Source organism: Maridesulfovibrio ferrireducens, from assembly GCF_016342405.1.
GTDB lineage: Bacteria > Desulfobacterota > Desulfovibrionia > Desulfovibrionales > Desulfovibrionaceae > Maridesulfovibrio > Maridesulfovibrio ferrireducens_A.
In genome coordinates, this window is sequence record NZ_JAEINN010000010.1 from 1 (window position 1) to 24,591 (window position 24,591).

Here is a 24,591-nt window from a genome sequence, read left to right on the forward strand (position 1 = left end):
AATGTCTTGATTTTAAAACGCCAAATCAAGTATTTAGAGACTTAAACAACAGTTGCACTTACTAGTTGAATCTAGGAGTTAATTAAAACGTCTTCTTTGGAGTAAACATTGCATTTTTTCATATTTCATTCAATTATCAAAGGATATCTCAGCACATAACCGCAACTCTGGTAATATTCTTGCAAATATCAATCGCGGGTATATATTATTGACACTGTCTTGATAAAATTAACAGTAAACACGGACGCGACTGAATGATCACCTGCACCAGATGTGGAAAAAAAAATGAAGATAGCTCCCCAACCTGTAGACAATGCGGGCATAAGCTGCAGTCAGGTTTTGCGAGATTTAACGGAGCATCATTATCCTCTAAAAAAAATAGAGATAGCCTTAATATCTCATTCGAAAATTCAGACATTTATGCCAAGCATGGCGAAGCATGGATTTATGCCCTTTTTCTTTTGGCAGCTGTCGTTTTTTTCACCTACCAGCAGGTTTACTGGCCCTTGTATATACTTACTCCGGCAGTTGCTATTCTGGCTTGGTTTCGGAAGATTTAACTGTCCTGTTTTGAAGCGCTTTTAAAGCTTTTTCCTGATCTTCCTGCAACAAATCAGGAATAGGTTTCTGCCAGAACTCAGCTTCTTTATCCGCTTTAATCTCTTTATCAGACTTTGGAAAACAACACCTAAGAACATGTCTATCTGAACAGGATGCAGGGGAATAAGCAATAACTCCGCATTGATTGTCATCTATATAATACTTAATACTTCTACGAAATTTTCTCTTACGTGAAAGGATCTTAACCTCGCCTTCTCCAACTTTACAGAAAAAATCTGTGTATTTTGAACCATAAAAAGCATTATAAATATAAACAGATTCACCTTGTTTTCCAACATAACTAAAAGAAGCAGGATCCTTACACTGAGAGCGGGCAAGAGCACTTAGAGCAATGCACATAGTACGCTCTTCCACCATGCTTCTGGCATTGGCGGAAGTGGAAAAAATGCACACAAAAACAATCAACATTACCAACTGCACAAAATTTTTCATATATCCCCGCATTTATTAACTCCGGCAAGTATCGCCGTTAATCACTTAAAGAATAAAACAAGATACTCTACGGTGCAAGGTCAAGGCAAGTCTACGAAATTCAGCAAGCACTGTTTTTACTGATTAACCAATCTGACAAAATTGGTATTTTACACATTCAAAGATAAAATTTTGCGACCCGCAAAATAATTTTCAAGCCGTGAGAACATGTGTTAAAAGGGCTAATCAATTCGTCGCAATCTCCCCCTCTCTTTTATTATCATCCTCCTTGTATATAACTTCCAAAGATTGCTAAAACAACTTTTTTTTCTAAACTTTCTATAGAAAAAACCCTGTATTTTCGACATCTTTTTGGGTTATGAACTTGTGGAAAACTTTTATATTTTTACAAAAACTGGAGATAAACGTCGAAATCTACTGTTTACAGTGATGTAACATCAAATTTTAAACTACCCCCCTGTACAAAACTTATATGCTGAGTTATTGTCTTGAACACAAACACATTACGTCTTTTAATCACAAATTTCACAGCTCGAGAGATATTAAATATCTTTCGCCTCAACCCTTATACTGACTAAATTTTAATAATATGAAAATAGAATCTGCTGGATGGAATTACGTTCGCGGTCTAGAACCGCTCAGTCTTTGCGACTGGCCCGGAAAAACAACCTGTGTGATTTTTCTGGGTGGATGCAACCTGTATTGCCCGACATGTCATAACTTTGATATGGCCTGGCATATGGAAAAACTACCTGTTTTACCGAGAGCAGATATAAAATCTTTCCTTAGGAATCGTGCTAAATGGCTTGACGGGGTCACCATCACTGGAGGCGAGCCTGCGACAGTTCCTAACCTCGGAGAAATTCTTCTTGAAATCAGAAATGTATCCAAACTGCCCATAAAAATGGACAGTAACGGTATGTTACCTGAAATCCTTGAGGATATTCTTCAACAAGGTTTGGTGGAGAAATTCGCCATTGATGTCAAAGGTCCATATGAAAAATATCCTGCTCTGACTGGGCATGGTGTTACGGCTGAAACTGCGCAGAAAAACCTCGAAAGAGTGTTCGAACTTGCAAAAGCCAATCCTGACGCATTCTACTTTCGTCTCACTAAAGTTCCGATACTTACAGATGACGATGTAGAAATAGCAAAAGGATACCTTCCTGATGGATTTGATTTAACCATTCAGAAATACATTCCTCCAAGGAGAGAGCATGCCCACGCAGATAATGAAGCGGGACGGCCGGTTGGAAACATGGTCGACGAAGCGAGTTGCACAGGCGGTATTTAAAGCACTAAACGCAAGTGGCATTAAAGATCCCCTGATGGCCAAGCGTATGGCCCGGCAAGTTGAAAGCAAACTCGAAGGTGTTTCTATTCCTGAACAAGAACATGTTCAGAATATGGTTGAAGAAGTCCTGATGGACTCAAGACTGCACAATGCTGCAAAAAAATACATTCTCTACCGCGACAGCCGCCGCAGGCTGAGAAGTCAAAAAGACGCATATCTCGACATCAAGGAAACGATTGACGATTACCTTGACCAAAGCGACTGGCGTGTTGCTGAAAATGCCAACATGACCCATTCCTATCAGGGGTTGATGCTTCATCTGTCAGGTACAGTACAAGCCCGCTACGCTCTTGAAAAATATCCTGAAGAAATCAGACAGGCCCATGAACACGGATACTTTCATGTTCATGACCTTTCATACGGTCTTGCAGGATACTGCGCAGGATGGAGTCTTCGCGACCTTCTTCTTGAAGGATTCAACCTTGAAGGCAGATCATGCGCCGGTCCAGCTAAGCATTTTGACGCTGCCCTCGGACAAATGGTTAATTTTCTCGGCACACTTCAAAATGAATGGGCCGGAGCACAAGCTTTCAATAATGTTGATACATACTTAGCCCCTTTTATAAGACACGATAAGCTTAGTTACGCAGAAGTATTGCAGGCTATGCAGAAATTTGTGTTCAACATGAACACAACCTCCAGATGGGGAGGACAGAGCCCTTTCACGAATCTTTCTTTTGACCTTGTGCCACCCAAACACATCGCTGGTGAAGCCATTATTATAGGAGGAGTCCTTCAAGACTCCACTTACGGTGAATACTCCGCAGAAATGGAGATGATAAACCGTTCATTCATCGAAGTAATGCTGCACGGCGATAATCAAAATAGAATTTTTTCATTCCCGATCCCTACTTACAACGTGACTGAAGACTTTCCGTGGGATTCTGAAATCGGGCGCACTTTGCTGGAATTAACAGCCAAATACGGCGTCCCTTATTTCCAGAATTTCATCAGTTCTGACTTAAACCCTGAAGACGTGCGTTCCATGTGCTGCCGTCTTCAAATGGATTTACGCGAACTAAGAAACAAAGTCGGCGGACTTTTCGGAGCAGGCGACCTGACCGGATCAATCGGAGTTGTAACTTTGAACTTGCCGAAACTGGCTTATCTGGCTCAAGGCGAAGAAGATTTTCTTGACCTCATTGAAGAATACGCTGAACAGGCTAAAAACTCGCTTGAATTCAAACGAAAACTTATCCAGACAAATCTGGACAACGGCATGTTCCCATGGTCGCGCCGTTACCTTAAAAACGGATACAAAGGTCACTTCTCAACCATAGGATTGCTAGGCGGACATGAAGCTTGTCTGAATCTGCTTGATAAGGGCATTGAAACTCCTTCCGGCATCAGACTTATGACCAGAGTTCTAAATCACCTACGCGACCTGACATCCCGTTTTCAAGAAGAAACCGGAAACCTTTACAACCTCGAAGCTACTCCGGCAGAAGGAACTAGCTACCGTCTCGCAAGAATTGATAAAAGCCTTTATGCAGACATAAAAACGTCAGGTAACGAAACCCCTTACTACACAAACTCCACAACACTTCCCGTCGGAATATCCAATGACGTAATTATGGCGCTTACTCATCAGAATAAACTGCAACCACTTTATACAGGCGGAAGCGTTTTTCATACGTTTCTCGGAGAATCAATATCTGACCTTGATGCTCTTAAAAGCTTCATCATCAAGGCTTTCCGGCAGACCAAAATACCATATCTGTCAATCACCCCGACATTTTCAATATGTAAGGAGCATGGGTATATCTATGGAGAACACTATGAATGCCCTGACTGCGGTGAACCCGCTGAAGTCTATACACGCATAGTCGGGTACTACCGTCCCGTAACCAGATGGAATGAAGGAAAAAAAGCCGAATACAAAGACAGAATGGAATATACGACTTTTAGTTGTTCATAGCTGCTTATATCAAATTGGTTACATTAAAAAAAACAGGGGTTTTCAGCCCCTGTTTTTTTTATGGTATCTTTTAAATCTTATTTTCTTGATAAGAAGCAGAGCTTATAATCATTTTCATTGCGTATAAAAATACTATGTTTTATGATTTTATTTATTCTTCTAATAAATTTTGAAAATATAATTACATACATTTTTCAAATCATAAAGACCGTAGACATCAAGTGGAGTTAATATGCGCATTTTAATTGTGGACGATGAGCAGATGGTCAGGGAAAACTTGGTAGACTACCTTGAAGATGAAGGACTGGATGTCATTTCGGTCGGAAGCGCTGAAGAAGCTTTAAAACTGATGGAGACGGATACTGCCGAAATCGCAATTGTAGACATGCGGCTCCCCGTAATGCACGGCAATGACCTAATTATTCATCTTAAAAAGATACGCCCCGAGATGGATTTCATTATCCATACAGGTTCAGTAGACTACGCAGTCCCGCCGGATGTACGAAATCTTGGAATTTCATCTGACAATGTACTGCTTAAGCCTGTTGCGGATATGAATATTTTCATTCAAAAAATTAAATCACTATTTGGGAATAAGTATAAAATTTAATCGCACAGCAAAAATTACCTGCCCTTGCTGACGGCAAATAAACCATCAACTTTTTGAAACTCCACCGGGGTAGTTTTTTTGCCTGTAGAACTGAAACAACTCTGCTTCCGGTAGAGAACAGATGTTCCTTCATGCTCAGAAACAAACCGGTCAGTCTGCCCGGCAAGTGACTCTGTTGCCCCCAGAAGCAAATATCCATCTTCAGGGAGTAACGAATGAATCCTGTGAACTATATCTAATTTTGTTTTGTCATCAAAATATATCAGAACATTTCTGCATAGAACAAAATCAAATTGACCAAGCATCCTGAAAGATTCCAGCAAGTTAAGTTTTTGAAAAGAAACAATTGATCTTATAGACGGACTGACTTTCCATTGTTTCCCTTCCTGACTAAAATACTTTGTATACTTATCAGGTAAGCCTCGCGAAAATTCACGTTCACTGAACAACCCTTCCTGAGCTTTTTCAAGCACATTTCCAGAAATATCTGTCGCAACTATAGAAAAATCGTCATGCTTAAGCGTTCTAAATCCTACAGACTCAATTAAGTCGTGAACAATCATAGAAAGAGTGTAAGGCTCTTGCCCTGTTGACGCAGCAGCACACCAGATACGAATTTTTTTGTTACTTTTTTTGTTTTGAACCAAGCGGGGTAAGACTTTCTTGCGTATTGAATCAAAGGGATGGTAATCTCTAAAAAAACTAGTTTCATGAGTGCTGATGGCAGAGATAACTTCTTCTTTAAAAAAATCACCTTCTTTGAGCAGAGTATGATAAAAATCAAGCCAAGATTTACAGCCCTTTTCTTTAAAAAGGTACTTTAAGCGATGCACGATAAGGTATTCTTTTCCTTCCCCTATGATCAGCCCGCACATGTTGTAAATATGCTTTCTAAGAAGATCAAATTCAGTCTTATTTATATCCATGTTAACCCCACCAGTTTGACCCCAAAAAAACTTACCACCTAAAAAACCTTAATTTTCAGAAGCATACAGGGATTAAATATATTATTTTTATAAAAAAAACTACTCCTTACTTAGCAATACAATTTCGTTTGCCCACTGCATTGCTGCCAAATGATTACGAGCAACAGAGAGGGGTGATAAGTTTTGTGAATTTATAATTGAGCCGACTGTTTCCCACTTGGCCTTTTCAAAAGCAATCACTAACTCAAGCCAAACTGAAGCTATGCTGGATTCTCCGCAAAGAGCCGCCATCAAATCCTTCTCGATGGGAAGTTCCTTAAGAAGATTTTTCATGGACTTACCAAGAAGAACATCCAAAAGAGAAAACAAACCAAGTAAAAACATTGAATCAGAAGACAAACCGGGGCTTTTCAATTCAAGAGACAGCAATTCAATGAATTTAGCTCTTTTTATTGAAAGAAATGCCAATTCACTTGAGGCAGGCCCACTGCACATATCTGATAAAAGGATAACCCGAAGCCATCCTGCTAATTTTTTATAACCGATAAGAACAACGGCCTGTTGAATAGAACTAACTGCGTTAGGTAATCCAAAGTAAGGGGAATTCATGAATCTGAGAAGGCGATAGCTGATGGAAACATCAGAATTTATAGCAGAGGTAAGATCATCCACATTAAACTCAGAACCGCTGATAGAACGAAGAAGCTGCATGCGATTCAGATTATGGGAAGACATCTTTTTTCCCGGGATAATTTCGGGCCGACTGAAAAAAAACCCTTGAAACAAATCAAAACCAAGATCCATACACAGCTTAAACATTTCGTTATCTTCAACCTTTTCAGCCAAAAGAATTGATTCTGACTTTGCCAAACTTCCAACAAGCTTTTGCATTTCATCAATTGAAAGCTCTAGACAATCAACTTTGATAATATCTGCAAGCTCAACAAAAGACTCGAATCCTTTCTGTCCAATATAATCATCCAAAGCAAGGGTATATCCCCGCTCCTTTAGCGTATTGAGAACCTTAAGGATGTCAGGATCAGGATCAACATTTTCAAGAATTTCGATGACACATACATCAGGTGGAAGCAAAACCGCAGCATCTTCAAGAATCATATTGCGAGGAAAGTTAACTAAAAGCCTCTGCCCTTCAGTAAGATCTTCCTGAATCAAACCGAACCCATCGGCTATGACCTGAGAAGTCGCTTCATCCTCATTCCCGACATCAGCACCCAAACTGCATTCTGAATTTCGGAATAGCAATTCATAACCCCAGATGGTCAATTCCCTTGTAAACACAGGCTGCCGGGCTACAAAAAAAGCATCCAGAAAGACTTCTGAGTCACTCATTATTAAATCCTGTTGTTATCCTTATCCGCGCAAATATTAAAACGCTGTCAGTACATTTTTAATGTACCTTAAGGATAGTCTCGTATCAACAGACAAAACAATAAGTTTGGTTCAAATCCAGTAAAAAATATTTTCTACGGCATCATCGGTGCCAAGTTCAATCCGTGACCTTCTGCGAGTCCCAACATCAAGTTTGCATTTGCGACGGCCTGCCCTGATGCGCCTCTGCATACATTGTCTATAGCAGAAACAATAATCAAACGCCCGGTTCGGGAATCAACAACCAAACCTACATCGCAGAACATTGTGCCCCGCACCCAGCGAGTCTCAGGAAGCTTGCCTTCGGGCAAAACTCTAATCCATTTTTCAGAACCATAAGCCTTTTCGTATATTGCCCGAACATCCTGCGCAGACACACCTGCACGTAATTTTGTATAAATAGTAGATAAGATACCGCGATTAATCGGTAAAAGATGAGTATTAAAAGAGACAGTGATATCTTCATCGGCAACAACTGAAAGTTCCTGTTCAATTTCCGGGGTATGTCTATGACTTCCAAGTCCATAAGCTTTGAAAGAATCGGAAACCTCACAAAACAATGAACCCACAGCAGCTTTTCTGCCTGCTCCGGTTGTTCCGGATTTTGAATCAATAACAATATCAGTTGTATCAATAATCTTTTCGGCAAGCGCAGGAGTCAGTCCCACAATTGCGGAGGTAGGATAGCACCCCGGATTAGCGACTAAAGAGGCGTCTTTAATCTGCTCGCGATAAAATTCAGGCAAACCGTACACTGCTTTCGGCAACAAGTCCTCACGGGTGTGATCAACTTTATACCATTCTTCATATATTTCAGGGTCTCTAAGCCTGAAATCAGCACTGAGATCAACTACTTTTACACCCTTATCATAAAGCTTGCCACCGATGTCCATAGCAGTCTTATGAGGAACCGCGAGGAAAACAAGCTTACATGATTTTGCCAATTCCTCGACATCAGGAGCTGTAATTGTAAGTTCACCCAGTTCGAGTCCCATCAGAAAAGGATAAATGTCGGAAAGCTTTTTGCCGGCCTCTGCACGGGAAGTCACACGTACAAGATTCATAGCATCATGCCCACTCAAAAGACGGGCCAATTCCATTCCAGTATATCCTGTAACTCCGACTAATCCGACGGGTATTCCGGCGCTCATATCGATCCTTCCTTTAAATTATATAAAATAAAACCCAACCGCAAGAATGCGGACAGGTTTAGATTCCTGACTATTTGGTTTTGGCAACATACTTCATGCGAAGATTGTATAACAGGTCACAAAGAAGTTTTTCTTCCTCAGGATTCATCCCGTTTTTAATTTTATCCTGTAATACTGCAAGGATATCTATAGACTGTTTTGCAATAACGGGAGTAAATTCAACTTTTCCGGTAGAAGGATCAGGAATTTCACCAAGATGAACCAAGGCTGAAGAACTTAGTGACATAACAAATGTAGAAAAGTTTACCTCAGGTAGAGGCATATCTTTAGAAAATCCTGATCCGCACTTACAATTATTTTCATCAGACATAATATTACTCCTTTTAATGAGCCTGAGCCCAGTTCTTACCCAGTCCTAAATCAACTTTTAATGGAACTGCCAAAGAAGTTACAAGCTGCATATCTTCCTGCAACAGCTTGCCGATCTCTTCGATAGATTCCTCCGGACCTTCTACAAGCAATTCATCGTGTATCTGTAAAATAAGTCTGCCGCCTAAATGTGCAATAGCTGAATTATCTGCAACCTTAATCATTGCCATTTTGATAATATCAGCAGCACTGCCCTGAATAACGGTATTAATAGCCTGTCTGCGAGCCTGAGATATGACCTGCGGATTGGTAGAATGTAGCTCCGGTAACAATCTTCTACGACCAGACAGAGTCGTTACATATCCTTTCTCACGCCCCTGTTCGACTACAGAGTCATAAAAATCTCTCAGCACACCAAGCTTTTCGAAATATTTTGCAATAAAGTCTTTGGCTTCATTTAATGAAATTCCAAGTTCACGAGACAATTTCTGCGGTCCCATACCGTAAATCAATCCGAAGTTGATCGTCTTGGCATTACCGCGTTCTTCTCTGGTAATATCCGTGCTTTCCTTATCAAAAAGAAGCGCAGCAGTGCGTGAATGAATATCTTCGTCATTTTCAAAAGCAGAGATCAACGTAGGATCACCTGAAAAATGGGCAAGAACTCTTAGTTCTACCTGAGAATAATCCGCAGCAGCCAAGCGCAGCCCTTCACCGGCGGTGAAACACGCTCTCATACGCTTGCCCATATCTCCGCGAATGGGAATATTCTGCAAATTCGGCCCGGAGCTTGATAGCCTGCCTGTCGCGGTTGCAAACTGATTGAAATTAGTATGAATTCTACCGTCATGCCCAACGAGCTTAGGGAGTGGCTCCAGATAAGTGGACCGCAGCTTTTCCATCTTCCTGAACTCTAAAATATCGGCGATTATTTCGTGTTGTCCCATCAATTTTTCAAGCACGGAGTTAGCAGTCGAAAGCGCGCCTTTAGGAGTCTTACCACTAGGTTTAAGCCCCAGTTTATCAAAAAGGATATTACTCATCTGCTGACTTGAACGGATATTGAAAGGCTCTTCTGCTCTTTCATGAATAACCTTAGTAAGTTCCTGAATACGAACGCTGACCTCTTTCAAAAATTCTGTGAATGAATCTAAATCAATTGAAATTCCAGCTTCTTCCATATCTGCAAGTACAGGTACAAGTGGAATTTCAAGTTCATTTACAAGATTTTCAAGCCCCGCAGATTCGATCCTCGGCGCAAGCACATGCATCAAAGCAAGAGCAGCCATGCCCTGAGCTTCAGGATGGACTTCATCTACCGCATCAGGAAGTTCGTCTCCGGTAAAGAGCATAGATCTAAGTCTGTCCCACTGATAATTTCGATCTTCCGGATTTAGCAAATATGCGGCCAGACTAAGGTCGAACCAGCGCGAAAGGGGAATCTTGCGCCACGCAGGATCGGATCTGAAAAAAGATTTAACGTCTGCAACAGCTAATTTATTTGCATGTTGAAGAACTTCAACCAGCTCAGAAGTTGCGATTTTACAAAGCCACTCATCACCTTCAACTCCGACGTAAAATTCCTTGCCGTCACGAACAAGCCCTACGTCTTTATTCGTAAAATCAGGCAGATCAGATACGGACTGAACTTTCTTGAATTCAAGTCTGCTCTCAACCGGAGCAGGAGCTACATCCCCGAACAAAGAAAACTGCCCCGCTGCCGGCTTCTTACCCTTAGCTGTAACAGGCGCTGCTTTGGTTCCGGTCGGGCCAGCATCAGATGCGGACTTGGTCTGAGGTGAAATATTACTGTCAGGGAATGCTTTATTCACATCTCTAATCATGGAACGGAATTCATAAGTATTCAAATATGCTACAACGTCGTCACGGTTTACAGGAGAAACCTTAAGATCAGCAAGTTCGAGATGTGCACAACTATCAGTGCTTAAGCTTGTAAGCTTTCTGTATGTAAAAATAGTTTCCAGATACCCTTCCATCTTTTTCTTGATGTTAGGCTGGAGGAATTTAAAATTATCGCGAATATCTTCAAGAGTAGGATATTTAGCCATAAGCTTGGAAGCCGTAACTTTACCTACTCCCGGCACTCCGGGGATATTATCGGCTGAGTCGCCGATTAAAGCCTGAAAATCAGCCCATTGATCAGGGTTCAGTCCTGTATCTTCTTTAAAATCGGCAAGAGAAGTAATCTTTTCGGCCCGGCCTGCGGGGTCCCACATAAAAACATTCTCATCCAGACACTGCTTGAGGTCCTTATCCGCGCCAAGAATAACAACAGGACGTTCACTCTTAAACCTTGCGGCAAGAGAAGCGATACAATCGTCTGCTTCTTCGCCATCGGAAACTATTAAAGGCACTCCAAGTGCTCTGATTGCTTCTTTCAAAGGCTCAACCTGAACTCTAAGATCGTCCGGCATGGGCGGGCGCTGTGCTTTATAGTCCGGGAAAAGTTCATGCCTGAAATTTTTACCCTTACCGTCGAGCATGAAAACCAAGTATTCAGGCTTCTCTTCTTTAATAACTTTTAACAGAACCCGCAGGACTATATATAAAGCATTGGTCGGAAATCCATCTGAGCGTTTAAGGTCCGGATACGCATGGAATCCGCGATAAAAAAAAGCGGAACCGTCTATAAGATACAAAGGACTTTTTTCAAAGTTCAATTTTTCACTGAGTGACATTTATGGCCTTCGGGGATTTGTTCCAGAGAATTATTTAAAGAAAAAACATAAAACTAAATGCGCTTCATAACCTGACGCTTGCCCTTGGTCAGTTTCTTGACAACATACGATTCCGGATCAGCATCATCAAGTGCTTTAAGCGGAATCTCAGCTCGTGCGGCGGCTTTGTGCCCTCCAGCTGAACCTACATCACTAAAGAGACTGCTGGCCATCTTGCCCATATCTTTACGCAAAGCATCTCCTCTGAAAATAACCACAAGGGTATCCTCATAAACGCCGGAGACAACGTCCCACGAAACATCATGAACACGCATAAAAAAGTCTGCAAGGATAACCAAAGTATCAGGATTTTCCACTTTGCCCAGATGAGAATAAAGACCGGGTCCAATTCTGCGCAAATTATAAAATGCCCGTGAGAAATATTTAAGCCAATCTGGATGAATTTCACTACGCGTAATACGTTTTATAATATCCATATCAGCATATTTAGTCAGATATCTAAAGGCCTTAATATCCGCATCAATAAAAGGACGTTCAAAACTTTGAGTATCTGTTTTGATACCGTAAACCAATGCTGTTGCAAGCAATTTTGCCGGACGTATTTTAAGATTATAAAGATATTCAGTCAGCATTGCGCTGTTTGAACCGTATTCAGGACGAATATCTGTATACTCAGCTCCGACATACGGCTGTTCTGGGTACGGATGATGATCAATAATTACTGAAAATTTAATTTTATCAAAATCGGGATGATGGTGTGGCTGGGAGTCTACAATTGCAAACTTATCATATTGCGCAACCAGAGTTGGAATGATCCTACTGGCTGGAATCCGCAAATAATGAATCATAGCAAGATTATCAAGCCGTTTTACTTCGTTAATATGTGCGATGCCGACACCTTGAACCTTACGCCCCATGATACGCTTAAGCGCCATGGCCGAGGCCAAAGAATCCGGATCAGCATTTACCACTATCAACCACCGCTCATCCTTTTTAAAAAGGGCAAGCAGGTCCTGAAGCTCTTCGTCAAACTTTTTAAAATAAGCCATAATTATTTCTTCAGGGTCAGAGGCAACCCGGCAGCCACAAGATAAGCCTCATCGGCAATTGCGGCAATTCTACGGTTAAGTCCTCCGAGCCCTCTCACAAACTCACGGACTTCGCGTGTCATTGCCAGCGGGCCGAGACCTACTTCGCAAGACACCAAGACAAGATCCGGCCCTTTCCATTCAGATAAAAGCCGGACAACCTCCCCGATCAGCTGTTCTCCGTTCACAAGCTCGCTACATGAGAACAACCAGAAATCTAAACTGTCCACCAGCAGATGTTCGTAATCTTTTCTAGCCCTAACAAGAACCTGATGCAAGTCCGTTCCGGTCTCAAAAACCGGAATAGACGGATCGCGTTCTCTCCGATGATCCATAATCTGTTTCCGGAAGGCCATATCGCGGGCTTTTCCTGTCGCAATAAAACATTTCGTACCGGAATATTTTGAAAAAACTTCAAGCGCATAATCGGACTTACCCGACTTATTGCCCCCAAGTATGAATGTAATCAAAAAATCTCCTCACGCTATTTAACGGATCAAAACGAATTCTGCACTTCATACTCTATTTACGCAGTTAACTGCAACCACAATACAACATCCAATGATTGCCAGATTAACGAGCCTCGCCGTGTCTATTGGCCAGATATTGCAGTGACTTAAAAAAACCGTTTTGCTCAAAGACTTCAACAGTAACAGTCCCGCCTTTAATAAACTTTTCAAAAAAACAATCAAGCAACTTCACACCCGGCTTATCTAGCTTTTCAAGACTTTCATGCCGTCCGCCTACACCCGGTCCGTTAAGATGAAGCATGGCAACCAAATCCCAAACGTCTTCCCGGTCCAGCAATTTTTGCTGCCCATACGCCTGCATGTGCCCTAAATCTAAACAAACCTTAAATCCGCAATCCCGAATAACATCAATATTATCTTCAAGACTGTTATCTTTAATATTTTCAATGAAAACATTTTCAGAATCTATAGAAGTTCCACGAAACTCTTTTGCCAGATCAGCCAGAAGAATTCCTGCACACGGTCCCGCCTTCGGAGGATGCAGAACATGTGCAACAGGATTCAAATGTGCCGCTTTTGATGCGAGAAGATTCATTATCCGCGCAACCTTAGCTGCACTCTCATGCCACGGAAGATCTAAAGGATGATGGATATGAAACGACAATCCGGTTTCAGCTAAATCAGCAGGCAGATCCTCTTCAGTGTACGCAAGACTCGCTGCTGTTTCAAAAAAGAGTAATCCGACTTCATCGACGCGCCCTTCAAGGTATCTGCAATTTTCAACGACAGTTCCCGGAATAACCCATGACGGGGCCGCAACGACATAGGGGAAAGAACTGTCACCGAAGATGTCAAAAACACTCAATCCGTCAGCAAAAAGAGAGGTTTTTTCCTGTGTGTGATTCTCAGCCTTAGAATCAGATAGCCCCTTTACTCCGCAAGAATCCGGGCTGAAAACATTTTTATTATCAGGCATAGTTTTTGCTTCAAGTTAGACGTAATCCATTTATGACACAGGGAGTAGGGTGATGAAACGTTGTAGAATGTTTTTCCAACATTATTTAAATCCTCTGCATATCTTTTGCAGACTAAGGCAAGCGGGGCTTAGTGCCATTGCTGCACGACGAATGTCAACTGTTTATGAAAAGCTACTTTATCGAATGTTTCTTTTATAGAGAGAGAGCTCAGCCTACATATCCAGCAGGCTTATCTTTTTTTCTTTCTGCATTACTTTGGCAATCATTGCTGATTTTTTCACCGAATCCTCAGGGATATTTTTCAAAAATCTTGAGATCGGTAATCTAAGAGTCCGCCCATAAAGCGGCCTCTTTGCGGCATGCGACAGATACAGATTTTTCTTAGCTCTTGTCATCCCCACATATAAAAGCCTGCGCTCTTCTTCCACGTCTTCAATACCCGTTCCCGCTCCGCCGGAAAAATTGCCGGTAAGCACATCTATTCCGACAAAAGGAACTATTCCGTCATCAAGTCCGGCTAAAAACACTGCATCAAATTCAAGACCTTTCGCTGCGTGCATGGACATTATCCGCACTTTTTCCGCTTTATTACGAACCTGATCACGATCATTCTGCATATGTATCCAATTTATTAAACCGGTCCACCCGCCATTTTCCTCGTATCCTTTGACCATTTTTCTAAACGGAGTGCTTTCCCAGAACAACTGGTCAAACGGTGGCATTTCACTGAGATAGGCTGAAAGTCCCAGCGGGCCGCGTGCTATAATTTTCTCTGGAACTTCCGGAGAGTCATCATCAGAAGACTCAGCAAAACCGAGCATTCTGCGTGCAGCGCCTAATAAAATTTCAACGCGAGAATCATGCCAGAACATTTCTGCTTCCGGGATACTGCAAGGAATCCCCTGCCGTTTGAGAATATTCTCAATCGGCCCCATAAGCCCTTTAAAACGGACCAGCACAGCTATATCACCGGGGCTGAACGTCCCGTGTCCGAATGAATCTCCAAGACTGTGACTGGTGGACCCGAGAAGATGTTTTATCCGATCGGCAATCCATGAGGCCTCACGAATACCGTCAGGAGCTGAAAAAAGTTGCATATCAGGTTCATAATTTTTATGGGCAATCAGCTTCGGAGGATTTTTAAGAACTGACGCTGAAACATTCAGCACAGCCTGTGCCGAGCGGTAATTATCCTCAAGAGTTATTTCAATCAGGTTAGGCCAATATGATTTGAACTTTTCAACGATGTTTCCCGCAGCTCCGCGAAAACCATAAATAGACTGATCAGGATCACCGATGGCGAAAAGACCTTCACCGTCTCCTTCACCCTTCTTCACCCCGTCAACTCCGGCAAGCTTGCGAATAATTTCGAGCTGTAAAGGTGAAAGATCCTGAACTTCATCCACCAGAAAATGTGTAAATGTCCGTATGTACTTACCGCAACTGAGATCGCCCAGCCAGAACTCAAGAAGATCTGTATAATCAACCAGACTATATTGATCTTTTTGTCTGGAATAATTTGAATTATATTTTTCCAGCTCTTCCGATAATGTTTCAAGTGTTTCACGGCACAGACATAAACTCTCCCACGCAGATTTCAGACGCAATCCCGTCAATTGCGGATTAGCTCTGGCAAACACCCTGCGGGCAGTCTCTCCATTAAGAATGATCGGAGAATGCTCAAACATGGAAACCCAATACTCAAAAGCAAGTGCATGAATAGTATCAGCGCGCGGCATAACTTCATCTTCACCGAGCATGGCCTGCATACGTTCATTCATTTCCTGTGCGGCTTTGCGTGTGAAAGTAAGAGCCAGAATACGCCTTGCTCGGGTTCCGCGTTCAAGCAGATATTTGATGCGCCCCATTAAAGTCTGAGTTTTTCCCGTACCCGGTCCGGCAATAACAAGAACAGGTGCGGGACCTTCTTCTATAGCCTTTTTTTGAGCATCATTAAATTTTACAACACCGGAATCTACTTTCGGACGAGCTTCCAATTCGCCAGTCTTCAAAATATCAGCCTGACCTTTACCGTTATCAAGATCGTCCGCCTCTCTACGAACAACCACAAGATTCATGCCGTTAAGAATCTCATCGCGTTCATGAGCGGAATAAACTGAAACAGTTCCATACTGGCCGTCAAAGCCGGGATTGCGTATAACCTGCCCTTCACGCATTCTTCTGATACCTTCCGCAAGGTGCACATTATGCCGCTTCAAATCTTCCAGCGAAACCTGTTGCAGCACCGAAAATTCAGAACCGAATTCTTTAATCAAGGGAGAATACACGTTCATAACTTTTTTGGTTTTAGGCCCGGTCCCGACAACTTCGGAAATTAATTCCCTGAGCGGGACAAGTGAAGTGAATCCAGGTTGTCCTTTGGGCTGAACAGGATCTTCCCGATCAGCAAGTTCCAGAATTCTGGAGTAAACACCGATAGTTAAAGGCTTGCCGCAAACCGGACAAATCCCCCCGCGCATCTTTGATTCATGAGGATCGAGCATAATACCGCAATTGCGATGCCCGTCCATGTGATATTTACCTTCCTCCGGAAAAAACTCGACAGTTCCCATAAATTTATGCCCCAACCCTTCACCGCGCAAAGCACGATAAATACCTTCATAAGACATATCACCTCTGAAAATATTAGCTTCGCGGCCTAGATTTTCAGCGGAATGAGCATCGGAATTGGAGATGAGGCGGTATTTATCAAGGGAAGAGATGAGCCAGTTCATTTCAGGATCAGAAGAAAGTCCGGTTTCCATTGCAAAAATTTCTGAGGAAAGATCTCCGTAGCATTCTTCAACACTATCAAAGCCGGATTTGGAACCGAAAAGGGAAAACCACGGGGTCCATATATGTGCGGGAACAAGAAAAGCGCGATCACTGGTTTCAAGAACAATTTCAAGCAGGTCTTTACTGTCTAGGCCGAGAATAGGCCTGCCGTCTGAGTTGAGATTGCCTATGGCTCCAAGTTTGGCATTAAATTTACGGACAGATTCGAGGTCGGGCATATAAACCAGATTGTGAACCTTTCTGGTTTTTCCGAGACGTTTATATATGGAGCTGATTTCGGTCTGCAACATGAAGCGGGTCTGTCCCGCAAGCGGACCGTCCACCCAGTCTATTTCATTTTCCAGCCCCTGCGGAGATCGAAGGGAAAGTAATCCCGAACCATCCTCAACAAGTTGTTCTTCTATTTCCTGCAACCATTCCGGATGAGTAAAATCGCCTGTCCCGATTACATCTATTCCTTTAATGCGTGCCCATGCTGCAAGCAGACGCGCAGTGAGTCCTTTGCTTGTAGCACGGGAAAATCTGGAATGTATGTGAAGATCAGCTATAAATCGTTCCATATTCTACCGTAATTTCCCAATAATTATACACAATTTCAATCAAAACGTATCTGACCTACAGATTCACAGAGACACTACCCCCTGCAAAGGTGGATTGCAAGACAAGCTCTGCTTTGTTACAGCCTTTTTACAATACAATTTTGAAATACAACTTGGAGAAAACAGCGTGAAGCACGCCACAATATACGATATCTGTGATGGCCCCATACTTAAAAATGAAGCTGTAAGCGAACCCGGAAAGAATCTGCGTAAACTTTATCGCAAACTTTTCGGCAACCCCCTACTTAAGCACTTTCTTTTGCGCTGGTGTTCACATCCTGACATTCCCATGGATAAAGTGGAAATTTACCGCAACATGATGTCGCAAGCCATGATTGCAACATACGAGGACTGGCAGAATCCAGAGTGGACAAAAAAAACATTCGCTCCGCTTGCCGCGCTTCTTAACAAAGTGAAAGATCCGCAGTGGAGAATCCGCAATACCGCAGACACCAAGCCCCCGCGTGTAAAAGATGCTGAAGTGGATGAAGTTCTCAAAGCTGTGCTGGACGACATATACAAAGTCTGGGACAAAAATCCTGAAGATCCGTATTTCCCTGTTTCCGCACAGGTTATTATGCCGGGCGATTCCGTTTGCGACGGCGAAAACTTCATGAACATAATGGAAGGATTAGGCTCTTTTGAGTTTCAAAATATCAATCTGTTATTCGGTTTGATGCGCTGTTTCCTACATGCCAACCCGCTCGTCATGAAAATATTCCGCCGTCCGTGGAAAGGAATAGCTGAGCCGCTCAGCATGCCCGTTTCATGGATTACACACCGCACCGCTTTTTATGACGACATTTTTTTTGAGCAAATATACAACCTATATATATTGGAAGAGTTGCCTCAAAATGAGCAGAACAAACTCAAAGAAATGCTCGAATCAATTCTGCACTTTCTTATCGTCACCAGTATGGAATGGCTTAAAGCTCCAAGCTCAGGAATCAAGCATCCCGCCATCACCTGCCTTCCTAAGAATGATAAAGGTGAACCGCTCTGCAATCTTAAACCGAAAGACTGGAAAGCTAAAAAAGAGCTTGGTTTCGATGATTACGTGCCGGACGTAGATACTACATTTCTTGCCCTTGCCATGAGTCGCAAATGGCTTGATCTGGTCGAAAATAAAGGTCTGACCAGTGACGCAGAACTTCTCAAAAACTGCGAAAAGTTTCTGGATTTCCCGTGGGTTGAAATTATCAACGAATATCAGATCGGCGGAGGCAACAAAACCAATCCTCCGACCATAACCATGACCCGCCCGCTCGATTATTTCGGCGCGGTTCCTTTATGGTTTGATAAACCGTTTGAAAAAGAGAACGGTAGAATGATCCGTGAGACTCTCGGCAACGAAATCTGCCCCGGTCACAACATGGATATCCTTGAATCAATTCTGATCAACCGCGCTCAGTGGAAAGCTCTTGAAGGTGAAAATCTGGAAACAGTAAAAAGATTCCTCACCTTTCATCACAATGCGTTCGTAAGCGGAAATTTCAAGCACGACAACGCAGTCAGATTTTATCTGCCTGAAATATACGTGAGCTATGCGGGAAGATTATATGACACTTGGCTGACCATCCCCAAAGAGGAACGGCAGATTATAGATCCTGCAGGCAAAGTGGAAGAAATCCGTCACCTCGCCATAAATTACTGCAAATACGATATGCTGGGCGCAACTCTTAATCCGTTTGACGCATCGCTAGCCGTGGCAACGCTTTGTCTGCTGCAATATCAAACACCCGGCGACGGAACAATTGAGCGGGGGATTCGCATTCTGCACGATCACCTAGGTGAAGGACGCAAAAACCATCCATACAAAGCGTACGAATGGACAATGGTTCGCCACCCGACACGCATCATTGTAGGCAGCGAAGTGACCACCTCACTTTTCGCCATGAATGCAATTGCCTGCTATAAAAAATACATGAAAAATTAATAAATTACGCGGTGCTAAGCTGCTTTAAGCCAGTTTAGCACCGTTTTTCACCTTTCGCTCCAGCACTGCCAAAACAACTTCACCGACTTCACCCACAAATCCCGTAAGCAGGAATTGGGAACCAATACTTTAAAAGTATCAATCATCACTAAATTATATATTAGACATATAGATTGCCGTTCCTTTATGTTTCTTTCAACGACAACATTAAAGGAGGAAAATCATGGCAATAACATACAGCTGGACAAAAGATCTCAGTCCTGAGGAACTTGAAAAGCTCTTTCTTTCCGTTGACTGGGAATCTGGAAATTATCCGCAGAAACTGCAAAAAGCTATGTTCAACTCCCATAAAGTTTATTCGGCATGGGACGGCGGCACTTTGATCGGCCTGATTAATTCAATGACCGATACAGTGCTCACTGTCTACTTTCAGTATCTCGTTGTGCATCCAGACTTTCAGGGCCACGGCATCGGTAAAAAGCTGGTCGACACAATGTTGGACATCTACAGTGATATCCCGCGCAAGGTGCTAATTTCAATGAATGAAAAAATAGGTTTCTACGAACATTGCGGCTTTACTCATCACGCAGATAAAGCTCCCATGTTTGTGAGTACACTTTAATAAAAATATATTTCACTTACACTCTGTTGTTCATTCCCTGAACAATCCCCATCTTGTAGCAGATGAAGATTCAGGCGCGGATCTTCATACGCTGCAAACCCCGTTGAAAAGGATTTCACCCCCTAGTCAACGGGGTTTTTCTTTTGTACACAGAGTGTTGCAATCACACCACTTTACTAATATTAATTTTTAGCCCGGCAAACTCCAACCATCAATATAAGCATGTCCATTTTTCACCAATTAGCATCTATATTCCGCCGATGGCGTCTAAAAAAAAGGAAACAAACCGTGGTCATTCGCGGTTCCTGCAACATGTGCGGAAAATGTTGTCAGGAAATATCCCTTTATGTCGGTTCCAAATGGCTGCGAACTAAAAAACAAGTTCGCAAGGCTTCAATTAAAAATCCATATCTCAATTTTTTTGAAATATGCGGAAAAACCGAAGATGGTTTTCTGAAATTTTCCTGCACCCGTTTGGGAAAAAACGGAAGGTGCACAGACTATGAAAACCGCCCTAATATCTGTAAAACTTTCCCAGCTCCATCTATCTTTTTTCAGAACGGACAGCTTCCCAAAGGATGTAGCTTCAGGATGTCCACGGAAATTGATTTTGAAAAAATTCTGGAAGACGCACGCAAAGATGAAGACTGCATCAAACTTCCTCGAAATAAGGATTTTTAAAATCATTTCAAAGTGTGCATAAAAACGCTTTTTAACAGGATTCAGCCATTGATTTTTATCCATAAGTAAAGCAGATTTTATCCCGCGAATTACGGCACTCAATAATACAGGCATTTTAAATTCGGGGTATTAATGCTCAAAAAAGTAAAAATTGAATTCGGTGAGGGAAAGAAACTTAACGCGACGGGGGGGAATTTTACTGTTGGTACAGACCAATCAGCAGAAGGGACAACCCCCGATCCTCTTGATTTATTTATAACGTCACTTGCAACCTGCGCAGCTCAATATGCGCGTAACTTTTGCGAATCCAGATCAATCGCAATGAATGGCATAGCTCTTAACGTTGAATACTGTCAGCACTTTGAAACGTCTCACATATCAAAAGTTAACTATATTCTTACCTTACCCGAGGGTTTCCCTGAGAAATACAAAGCAGCGATGCTCCGGGCCATTGACCTTTGCCCTGTTAAAAAACATCTGCTTAACCCGCCCGCTTTTGAACTTGAATTAGTTTAGTCAAAGTTGAGGAGACTGTGCAAAAGTGCAGTCTCCTTAAAACTTTTTTATTTAAATTCACAAGATCATACAATCTTACGCCTCATATTCCCGGCTATATACTGCTCAACACCAACCCCTATTTCAAAGGAGAAGCAGAATGCAGCCCGAAGAATTATCAGCTCTGATTTCCAATGGATTTGTCGAACACCTTAACGATTCTACCAAATGCTCAGACCTCGGCTGGAATCCTCATCCCGCATTTGAAGGTGTTTATATTAAGCATCTTATTCCAGGCTCAAAGACAGAAGGACAGCTCAGCTGCCACATGGTTCGCATAGACCCCGGATGCAAGCTTGAAACTCACACCCACGAAAATCAATGGGAACTGCATGAAGTAATCAAAGGTGACGGAGACGCTCTTTTAGATGAAAAGACAATGAATTATCATCCGGGACGTTCAGCCGTTATTCCCAAAGGGAAAACACACAGCGTTCAAGCCGGTAAAGACGGACTGACCCTGCTCGCAAAATTTTTCCCAGCCCTCATGTAATTATGCTAAAATGACTACCTTCACATGGTAGATTTGAATTTATCACTTTGATACAACAACGTTACGATGAACTCAAAAAAGAATGAAAAAATCATATTCCGTGAGCTGGACGGAATCCCCTATGCAACCGCGGTGGAGGCAATAAATATTGCCAATAAATTCCCTCGCCACGTTCACTCAGGATACATTTTCAGTATGATTGATACCGGCATCCGCCGGGTTAAGTTTCATTCACAAAAAATTGAATTCAGTGCCGGGGAAATGTGTATACTGTCCCCCGGCACTCCTCACAGCTGTGAATCCTTTTCAGAAGGTACAAGCGGCCCGCATTCATATCGTGCCCTGTGTGTTGATAAAAATTTCATGCAAAAGCTTGCTGAAGATATCTGCGGAAAGCACTGCCCTGCACCGGGCTTTAATCCTTATACCGTTTACCGCAACACCGACTCCGAATCGTTTAATACTTTTTTTGATTTGCTTGAAACCTCCGGAAATACACTGGAAAGACAAACTACTTTGAACTCATTTCTTTATCATGCAATCCAACATTTAAGTTCGATTCCACCGCAGGAAGAAAATAGCGGCCCTCAGGAAAAACCGCTTGCGAGAGTAAAAGATTTTATAACTAAAAATTTTAGGAATAATCTGACCCTCAACAATTTATCCGAAATTGCGTGCATCAGCTCTTTTCACCTTCAAAAACTTTTTGTCAAAAAATACGGAATATCTCCGCAGGAATATCTAATCAACTGCCGGGTGCGCGAAGCTGAGCAATTAATAAGAAATGGTACTCCAATGGCAGAAGCTGCACTTAATTCCGGTTTTTTTGACCAAAGTCATTTTTCCCGTCACTTCAAACGTGTAATAGGTATTTCTCCGGGGCGGTTTATTGCTGAGAATGTTTCAAACGTAAATCTACCTGAACAATAGATAAAGTTGATAGATTCCCAACAAAGACCTTGCCAACACAAATAGTTGTTTATTTTTTCGACATCTGCTGTTGACATACATGAAATGAAGGCTATCATTTTAAGAACAAACCAAATCAGGAGAATATAAATGCTCAAAATTACAAATGAAGCAAAAGAAGTTCTTGACCAGCACTTTGAAGGCAAAGACAAAGAACCTATCCGTATATATATTGCATCTGCTTGTAGCGGAAGCCGCCTTGCTCTAGGGCTTGACGCAGCAAAAGAAGGCGATGAAACCATTACCCTTGAAGGTTATGATTTCGTACTGGATAAAGATCTTTTGGATCAGGCAAAACCGATGGAAATTAATTTAACACCTATGGGTATTGAAGTTTCTTCCTCTCTCGTTTTCGAAGCACCGTCTGAAGGCGGCAGTTGTTGCGGAAGTTGCGGAAGCTGCGGTTAATAAAAATAGATTGGGTTAAACCAATTGTTTTAAGAGATAATGAAAGGCCGGAATGTAAAAATTCCGGCCTTTACTTTTTTATATTCAGCAACTTTAACATTAAAACTTACAATCCCGGATTCTTACGGGCTATGCTGTCACTTCGCTCAACCCGTGCTCTCTGCTATATTCTTCATATTGCTGCCCCCACTGTCCAAGATGTTGCAGCACAGGAATAATAGTGTGCCCCAATTCCGTAAGCGAATACTCAACCTTCGGAGGCACAACTGCGTAGACCAAACGATCAATTACCCCATCCTTCTCCAGCTCCCGTAATTGCTGGGTCAGCATTTTCTGAGTAATATTCGGTATAGCCAACTTGAGTTCTCCAAAACGATGTGTACCGTTTCTTCCCAAATGATAAAGAATTATCGGTTTCCATTTTCCCCCGATAACTTGCAATGTCAGCTCCACACTACAATAATATTCATGCCGTCCGCTTTTTTTAACCTGACACTCAGCCATCGCTTTTCCTCATTTATTCTTCAGTTTCCATTTGTATACTACGGTACAAAAAGGTACCTACTTTCCTTTTCTACTGCATGGGTGTTAATAAGACAATACGTTGTCGAAGCCTTGCAAATGAAGAAAATAAACAATTCATGTTATATGAAGGGGATAAAAATGGTTCAAATAAAAATTAATGAAGAGCTGTGTATAGGATGTGGAGATTGCGCGACAGACTGCGTTCATCAAATTCTGGAACTTTCAGACGGTATACCTTCCATGATTTCAGACAGGATAAACAACTGTATCCAATGTCAGCATTGTCTTGCCGTCTGCCCCACCGGAGCACTCAGTATCATGGGACTTGATCCTCAAAACAGCCTCCAACTTCCTGCAGATGTTCCGTCATCGAAGCAAATGGAAAACCTTATAAAAAGCCGTAGATCCACGCGGCAATACCGTCAGGAAAATATTGACACGGAAACTCTGGACAAACTGCTTAAAATTATTGCCTACGCACCTACAGGCATGAATAGACAGAAAGTCTTACTGACAGTAGTAAATGATATAGATACCATGAGCATATTACGTCAGCGGACCTATTCAGCTATTCAGGAAAAAATTGACAGCAATGCCCCTCTTTCTGAAAAACAAAAATGGCTGGTCGACTACATTAACGGCTGGCAGAACGGAGCAGATCATATCTACCGTCACGCACCTCATATAGTTATAGCTTCGACCCCGCGCGGTATAGGCACTCCCCTAGCAGACTGTGTCATCGCCCTCAGCTACTTTGAACTGCAAGCCGCAAGTATGGGACTTGGAACAACATGGTGCGGTCTGGCCATAATGTCATTAAATGAATTTGCCCCCGATCTGCTAACAGAACTGGGTATCCCTGCAGATCATGAAGTCGGATATATGATGCTTTTTGGAAAACCGACTGTAACCTATCATCGCACAGTGCAAATCTCCTCTGATCGTGTGAACTTTCCCAAACTTAATAAAATTTAAGATTCTTATTTTAGCACTTACAATGAAA

At 42.3% G+C, this 24,591-nt stretch carries 23 protein-coding genes; 12 read left to right on the top strand and 11 right to left on the bottom strand.

Going from position 1 to position 24,591, the window contains the following annotated elements; all coding sequences use genetic code 11:
- The first annotated feature begins 254 nt into the window (after nt 1-254).
- The gene (locus tag JEY82_RS19695; RefSeq protein WP_369681161.1) at nt 255-560 is read left to right on the top strand and encodes a zinc-ribbon domain-containing protein; all 306 of its coding nucleotides are present in this window, start codon (nt 255-257) and stop codon (nt 558-560) included.
- On the opposite strand, the gene JEY82_RS11665 is transcribed toward JEY82_RS19695, so the two are convergent.
- Nucleotides 532-1,065: a hypothetical protein gene (locus tag JEY82_RS11665; protein ID WP_304085619.1), complete on the bottom strand. Its 534-nt coding sequence runs from the start codon at nt 1,063-1,065 to the stop codon at nt 532-534. The genes JEY82_RS19695 and JEY82_RS11665 overlap by 29 nt on opposite strands.
- A gap of 577 nt (nt 1,066-1,642) precedes the next feature.
- On the opposite strand from JEY82_RS11665, the gene JEY82_RS11670 reads away from it, so the two are divergent.
- The 3 genes from JEY82_RS11670 to JEY82_RS11680 all read left to right on the top strand — a co-directional run bounded on the left by JEY82_RS11670 (nt 1,643) and on the right by JEY82_RS11680 (nt 4,935).
- Entirely contained in the window at nt 1,643-2,347 is a 705-nt protein-coding gene (locus JEY82_RS11670) for an anaerobic ribonucleoside-triphosphate reductase activating protein (protein WP_304085621.1), read from the top strand.
- On the top strand, nt 2,271-4,325 hold the full coding sequence (locus JEY82_RS11675; RefSeq protein WP_304085623.1) for a ribonucleoside triphosphate reductase: 2,055 nt from the start codon (nt 2,271-2,273) through the stop codon (nt 4,323-4,325). The genes JEY82_RS11670 and JEY82_RS11675 overlap by 77 nt, the downstream gene beginning before the upstream one ends.
- Before the next feature lie 232 nt (nt 4,326-4,557).
- Nucleotides 4,558-4,935, top strand: a complete 378-nt coding sequence (locus JEY82_RS11680) for a response regulator (RefSeq protein WP_304085625.1) — start codon at nt 4,558-4,560, stop codon at nt 4,933-4,935.
- A 14-nt stretch (nt 4,936-4,949) separates the two neighbouring features.
- Here the strand turns inward: JEY82_RS11680 and JEY82_RS11685 are convergent, their stop codons facing one another.
- The 9 genes from JEY82_RS11685 to JEY82_RS11725 all read right to left on the bottom strand — a co-directional run bounded on the left by JEY82_RS11685 (nt 4,950) and on the right by JEY82_RS11725 (nt 17,360).
- On the bottom strand, nt 4,950-5,861 hold the full coding sequence (locus JEY82_RS11685) for a protein-glutamate O-methyltransferase CheR (RefSeq protein WP_304085627.1): 912 nt from the start codon (nt 5,859-5,861) through the stop codon (nt 4,950-4,952).
- A gap of 99 nt (nt 5,862-5,960) precedes the next feature.
- On the bottom strand, nt 5,961-7,211 hold the full coding sequence (locus tag JEY82_RS11690) for an EAL and HDOD domain-containing protein (protein ID WP_304085629.1): 1,251 nt from the start codon (nt 7,209-7,211) through the stop codon (nt 5,961-5,963).
- Nucleotides 7,212-7,345: 134 nt separating this feature from the next.
- On the bottom strand, nt 7,346-8,401 hold the full coding sequence (gene argC / locus JEY82_RS11695) for an N-acetyl-gamma-glutamyl-phosphate reductase (protein WP_304085631.1): 1,056 nt from the start codon (nt 8,399-8,401) through the stop codon (nt 7,346-7,348).
- A gap of 70 nt (nt 8,402-8,471) precedes the next feature.
- Nucleotides 8,472-8,771, bottom strand: coding sequence for a DUF1844 domain-containing protein (locus JEY82_RS11700; protein WP_304085633.1), 300 nt, complete (start codon nt 8,769-8,771; stop codon nt 8,472-8,474).
- Between the two features lie 13 nt (nt 8,772-8,784).
- Nucleotides 8,785-11,469 (bottom strand): DNA polymerase I, encoded by a 2,685-nt coding sequence (polA, locus tag JEY82_RS11705; RefSeq protein ID WP_304085635.1) that lies wholly within the window; start codon nt 11,467-11,469, stop codon nt 8,785-8,787.
- Between the two features lie 53 nt (nt 11,470-11,522).
- Nucleotides 11,523-12,518 (bottom strand): bifunctional oligoribonuclease/PAP phosphatase NrnA, encoded by a 996-nt coding sequence (locus JEY82_RS11710; RefSeq protein ID WP_304085637.1) that lies wholly within the window; start codon nt 12,516-12,518, stop codon nt 11,523-11,525.
- 2 nt (nt 12,519-12,520) lie between these two features.
- Complete coding sequence (locus JEY82_RS11715) at nt 12,521-13,027, bottom strand: bifunctional adenosylcobinamide kinase/adenosylcobinamide-phosphate guanylyltransferase (RefSeq protein ID WP_092159939.1); 507 nt, start codon at nt 13,025-13,027, stop codon at nt 12,521-12,523.
- Nucleotides 13,028-13,130: 103 nt separating this feature from the next.
- Nucleotides 13,131-14,003 carry a cobamide remodeling phosphodiesterase CbiR gene (gene cbiR, locus JEY82_RS11720; RefSeq protein ID WP_304085640.1) on the bottom strand — a complete coding sequence of 291 codons (873 nt, stop codon included), beginning with the start codon at nt 14,001-14,003 and terminating at the stop codon, nt 13,131-13,133.
- A gap of 213 nt (nt 14,004-14,216) precedes the next feature.
- On the bottom strand, nt 14,217-17,360 hold the full coding sequence (locus tag JEY82_RS11725) for a UvrD-helicase domain-containing protein (protein ID WP_304085642.1): 3,144 nt from the start codon (nt 17,358-17,360) through the stop codon (nt 14,217-14,219).
- Between the two features lie 166 nt (nt 17,361-17,526).
- Here JEY82_RS11725 and JEY82_RS11730 point away from each other — a divergent pair, with 166 nt between their 5' ends.
- The 7 genes from JEY82_RS11730 to JEY82_RS11760 all read left to right on the top strand — a co-directional run bounded on the left by JEY82_RS11730 (nt 17,527) and on the right by JEY82_RS11760 (nt 23,063).
- Nucleotides 17,527-19,335: a hypothetical protein gene (locus tag JEY82_RS11730; RefSeq protein ID WP_304085644.1), complete on the top strand. Its 1,809-nt coding sequence runs from the start codon at nt 17,527-17,529 to the stop codon at nt 19,333-19,335.
- A gap of 223 nt (nt 19,336-19,558) precedes the next feature.
- Nucleotides 19,559-19,957 (top strand): GNAT family N-acetyltransferase, encoded by a 399-nt coding sequence (locus JEY82_RS11735; RefSeq protein WP_304085645.1) that lies wholly within the window; start codon nt 19,559-19,561, stop codon nt 19,955-19,957.
- Between the two features lie 288 nt (nt 19,958-20,245).
- A complete protein-coding gene (locus JEY82_RS11740) occupies nt 20,246-20,638 on the top strand; it encodes a YkgJ family cysteine cluster protein (RefSeq protein WP_304085648.1) in 393 nt (130 codons plus the stop codon).
- A 132-nt stretch (nt 20,639-20,770) separates the two neighbouring features.
- Nucleotides 20,771-21,154 (top strand): OsmC family protein, encoded by a 384-nt coding sequence (locus tag JEY82_RS11745; protein ID WP_304085650.1) that lies wholly within the window; start codon nt 20,771-20,773, stop codon nt 21,152-21,154.
- A gap of 139 nt (nt 21,155-21,293) precedes the next feature.
- On the top strand, nt 21,294-21,686 hold the full coding sequence (locus JEY82_RS11750; RefSeq protein ID WP_304085652.1) for a cupin domain-containing protein: 393 nt from the start codon (nt 21,294-21,296) through the stop codon (nt 21,684-21,686).
- Between the two features lie 66 nt (nt 21,687-21,752).
- Nucleotides 21,753-22,616, top strand: a complete 864-nt coding sequence (locus JEY82_RS11755; protein WP_304085653.1) for an AraC family transcriptional regulator — start codon at nt 21,753-21,755, stop codon at nt 22,614-22,616.
- Nucleotides 22,617-22,745: 129 nt separating this feature from the next.
- Nucleotides 22,746-23,063 (top strand): IscA/HesB family protein, encoded by a 318-nt coding sequence (locus JEY82_RS11760; protein ID WP_304085655.1) that lies wholly within the window; start codon nt 22,746-22,748, stop codon nt 23,061-23,063.
- A gap of 129 nt (nt 23,064-23,192) precedes the next feature.
- Here JEY82_RS11760 and JEY82_RS11765 read toward each other — a convergent pair whose 3' ends face one another.
- Entirely contained in the window at nt 23,193-23,567 is a 375-nt protein-coding gene (locus tag JEY82_RS11765) for a helix-turn-helix domain-containing protein (protein ID WP_304085656.1), read from the bottom strand.
- Between the two features lie 159 nt (nt 23,568-23,726).
- Between JEY82_RS11765 and JEY82_RS11770 the strand changes: the two genes are divergently transcribed.
- Nucleotides 23,727-24,563 (top strand): nitroreductase family protein, encoded by an 837-nt coding sequence (locus JEY82_RS11770; RefSeq protein ID WP_304085657.1) that lies wholly within the window; start codon nt 23,727-23,729, stop codon nt 24,561-24,563.
- Nucleotides 24,564-24,591: the final 28 nt, after the last annotated feature.

What these genes read in the sequence shown, in the direction of transcription:
- cbiR (WP_304085640.1), bottom strand. Translation starts at nt 14,003, where the DNA reads ATGCCTGATAATAAAAATGTTTTCAGCCCGGATTCTTGCGGAGTAAAG.
- JEY82_RS11675 (WP_304085623.1), top strand. Translation starts at nt 2,271, where the DNA reads ATGCCCACGCAGATAATGAAGCGGGACGGCCGGTTGGAAACATGGTCG.
- JEY82_RS11690 (WP_304085629.1), bottom strand. Translation starts at nt 7,211, where the DNA reads ATGAGTGACTCAGAAGTCTTTCTGGATGCTTTTTTTGTAGCCCGGCAG.
- JEY82_RS19695 (WP_369681161.1), top strand. Translation starts at nt 255, where the DNA reads ATGATCACCTGCACCAGATGTGGAAAAAAAAATGAAGATAGCTCCCCA.
- JEY82_RS11750 (WP_304085652.1), top strand. Translation starts at nt 21,294, where the DNA reads ATGCAGCCCGAAGAATTATCAGCTCTGATTTCCAATGGATTTGTCGAA.
- JEY82_RS11665 (WP_304085619.1), bottom strand. Translation starts at nt 1,065, where the DNA reads ATGCGGGGATATATGAAAAATTTTGTGCAGTTGGTAATGTTGATTGTT.
- JEY82_RS11725 (WP_304085642.1), bottom strand. Translation starts at nt 17,360, where the DNA reads ATGGAACGATTTATAGCTGATCTTCACATACATTCCAGATTTTCCCGT.
- polA (WP_304085635.1), bottom strand. Translation starts at nt 11,469, where the DNA reads ATGTCACTCAGTGAAAAATTGAACTTTGAAAAAAGTCCTTTGTATCTT.
- argC (WP_304085631.1), bottom strand. Translation starts at nt 8,401, where the DNA reads ATGAGCGCCGGAATACCCGTCGGATTAGTCGGAGTTACAGGATATACT.
- JEY82_RS11760 (WP_304085655.1), top strand. Translation starts at nt 22,746, where the DNA reads ATGCTCAAAATTACAAATGAAGCAAAAGAAGTTCTTGACCAGCACTTT.
- JEY82_RS11755 (WP_304085653.1), top strand. Translation starts at nt 21,753, where the DNA reads ATGAACTCAAAAAAGAATGAAAAAATCATATTCCGTGAGCTGGACGGA.
- JEY82_RS11670 (WP_304085621.1), top strand. Translation starts at nt 1,643, where the DNA reads ATGAAAATAGAATCTGCTGGATGGAATTACGTTCGCGGTCTAGAACCG.
- JEY82_RS11745 (WP_304085650.1), top strand. Translation starts at nt 20,771, where the DNA reads ATGCTCAAAAAAGTAAAAATTGAATTCGGTGAGGGAAAGAAACTTAAC.
- JEY82_RS11685 (WP_304085627.1), bottom strand. Translation starts at nt 5,861, where the DNA reads ATGGATATAAATAAGACTGAATTTGATCTTCTTAGAAAGCATATTTAC.
- JEY82_RS11700 (WP_304085633.1), bottom strand. Translation starts at nt 8,771, where the DNA reads ATGTCTGATGAAAATAATTGTAAGTGCGGATCAGGATTTTCTAAAGAT.
- JEY82_RS11770 (WP_304085657.1), top strand. Translation starts at nt 23,727, where the DNA reads ATGGTTCAAATAAAAATTAATGAAGAGCTGTGTATAGGATGTGGAGAT.
- JEY82_RS11765 (WP_304085656.1), bottom strand. Translation starts at nt 23,567, where the DNA reads ATGGCTGAGTGTCAGGTTAAAAAAAGCGGACGGCATGAATATTATTGT.
- JEY82_RS11710 (WP_304085637.1), bottom strand. Translation starts at nt 12,518, where the DNA reads ATGGCTTATTTTAAAAAGTTTGACGAAGAGCTTCAGGACCTGCTTGCC.
- JEY82_RS11680 (WP_304085625.1), top strand. Translation starts at nt 4,558, where the DNA reads ATGCGCATTTTAATTGTGGACGATGAGCAGATGGTCAGGGAAAACTTG.
- JEY82_RS11735 (WP_304085645.1), top strand. Translation starts at nt 19,559, where the DNA reads ATGGCAATAACATACAGCTGGACAAAAGATCTCAGTCCTGAGGAACTT.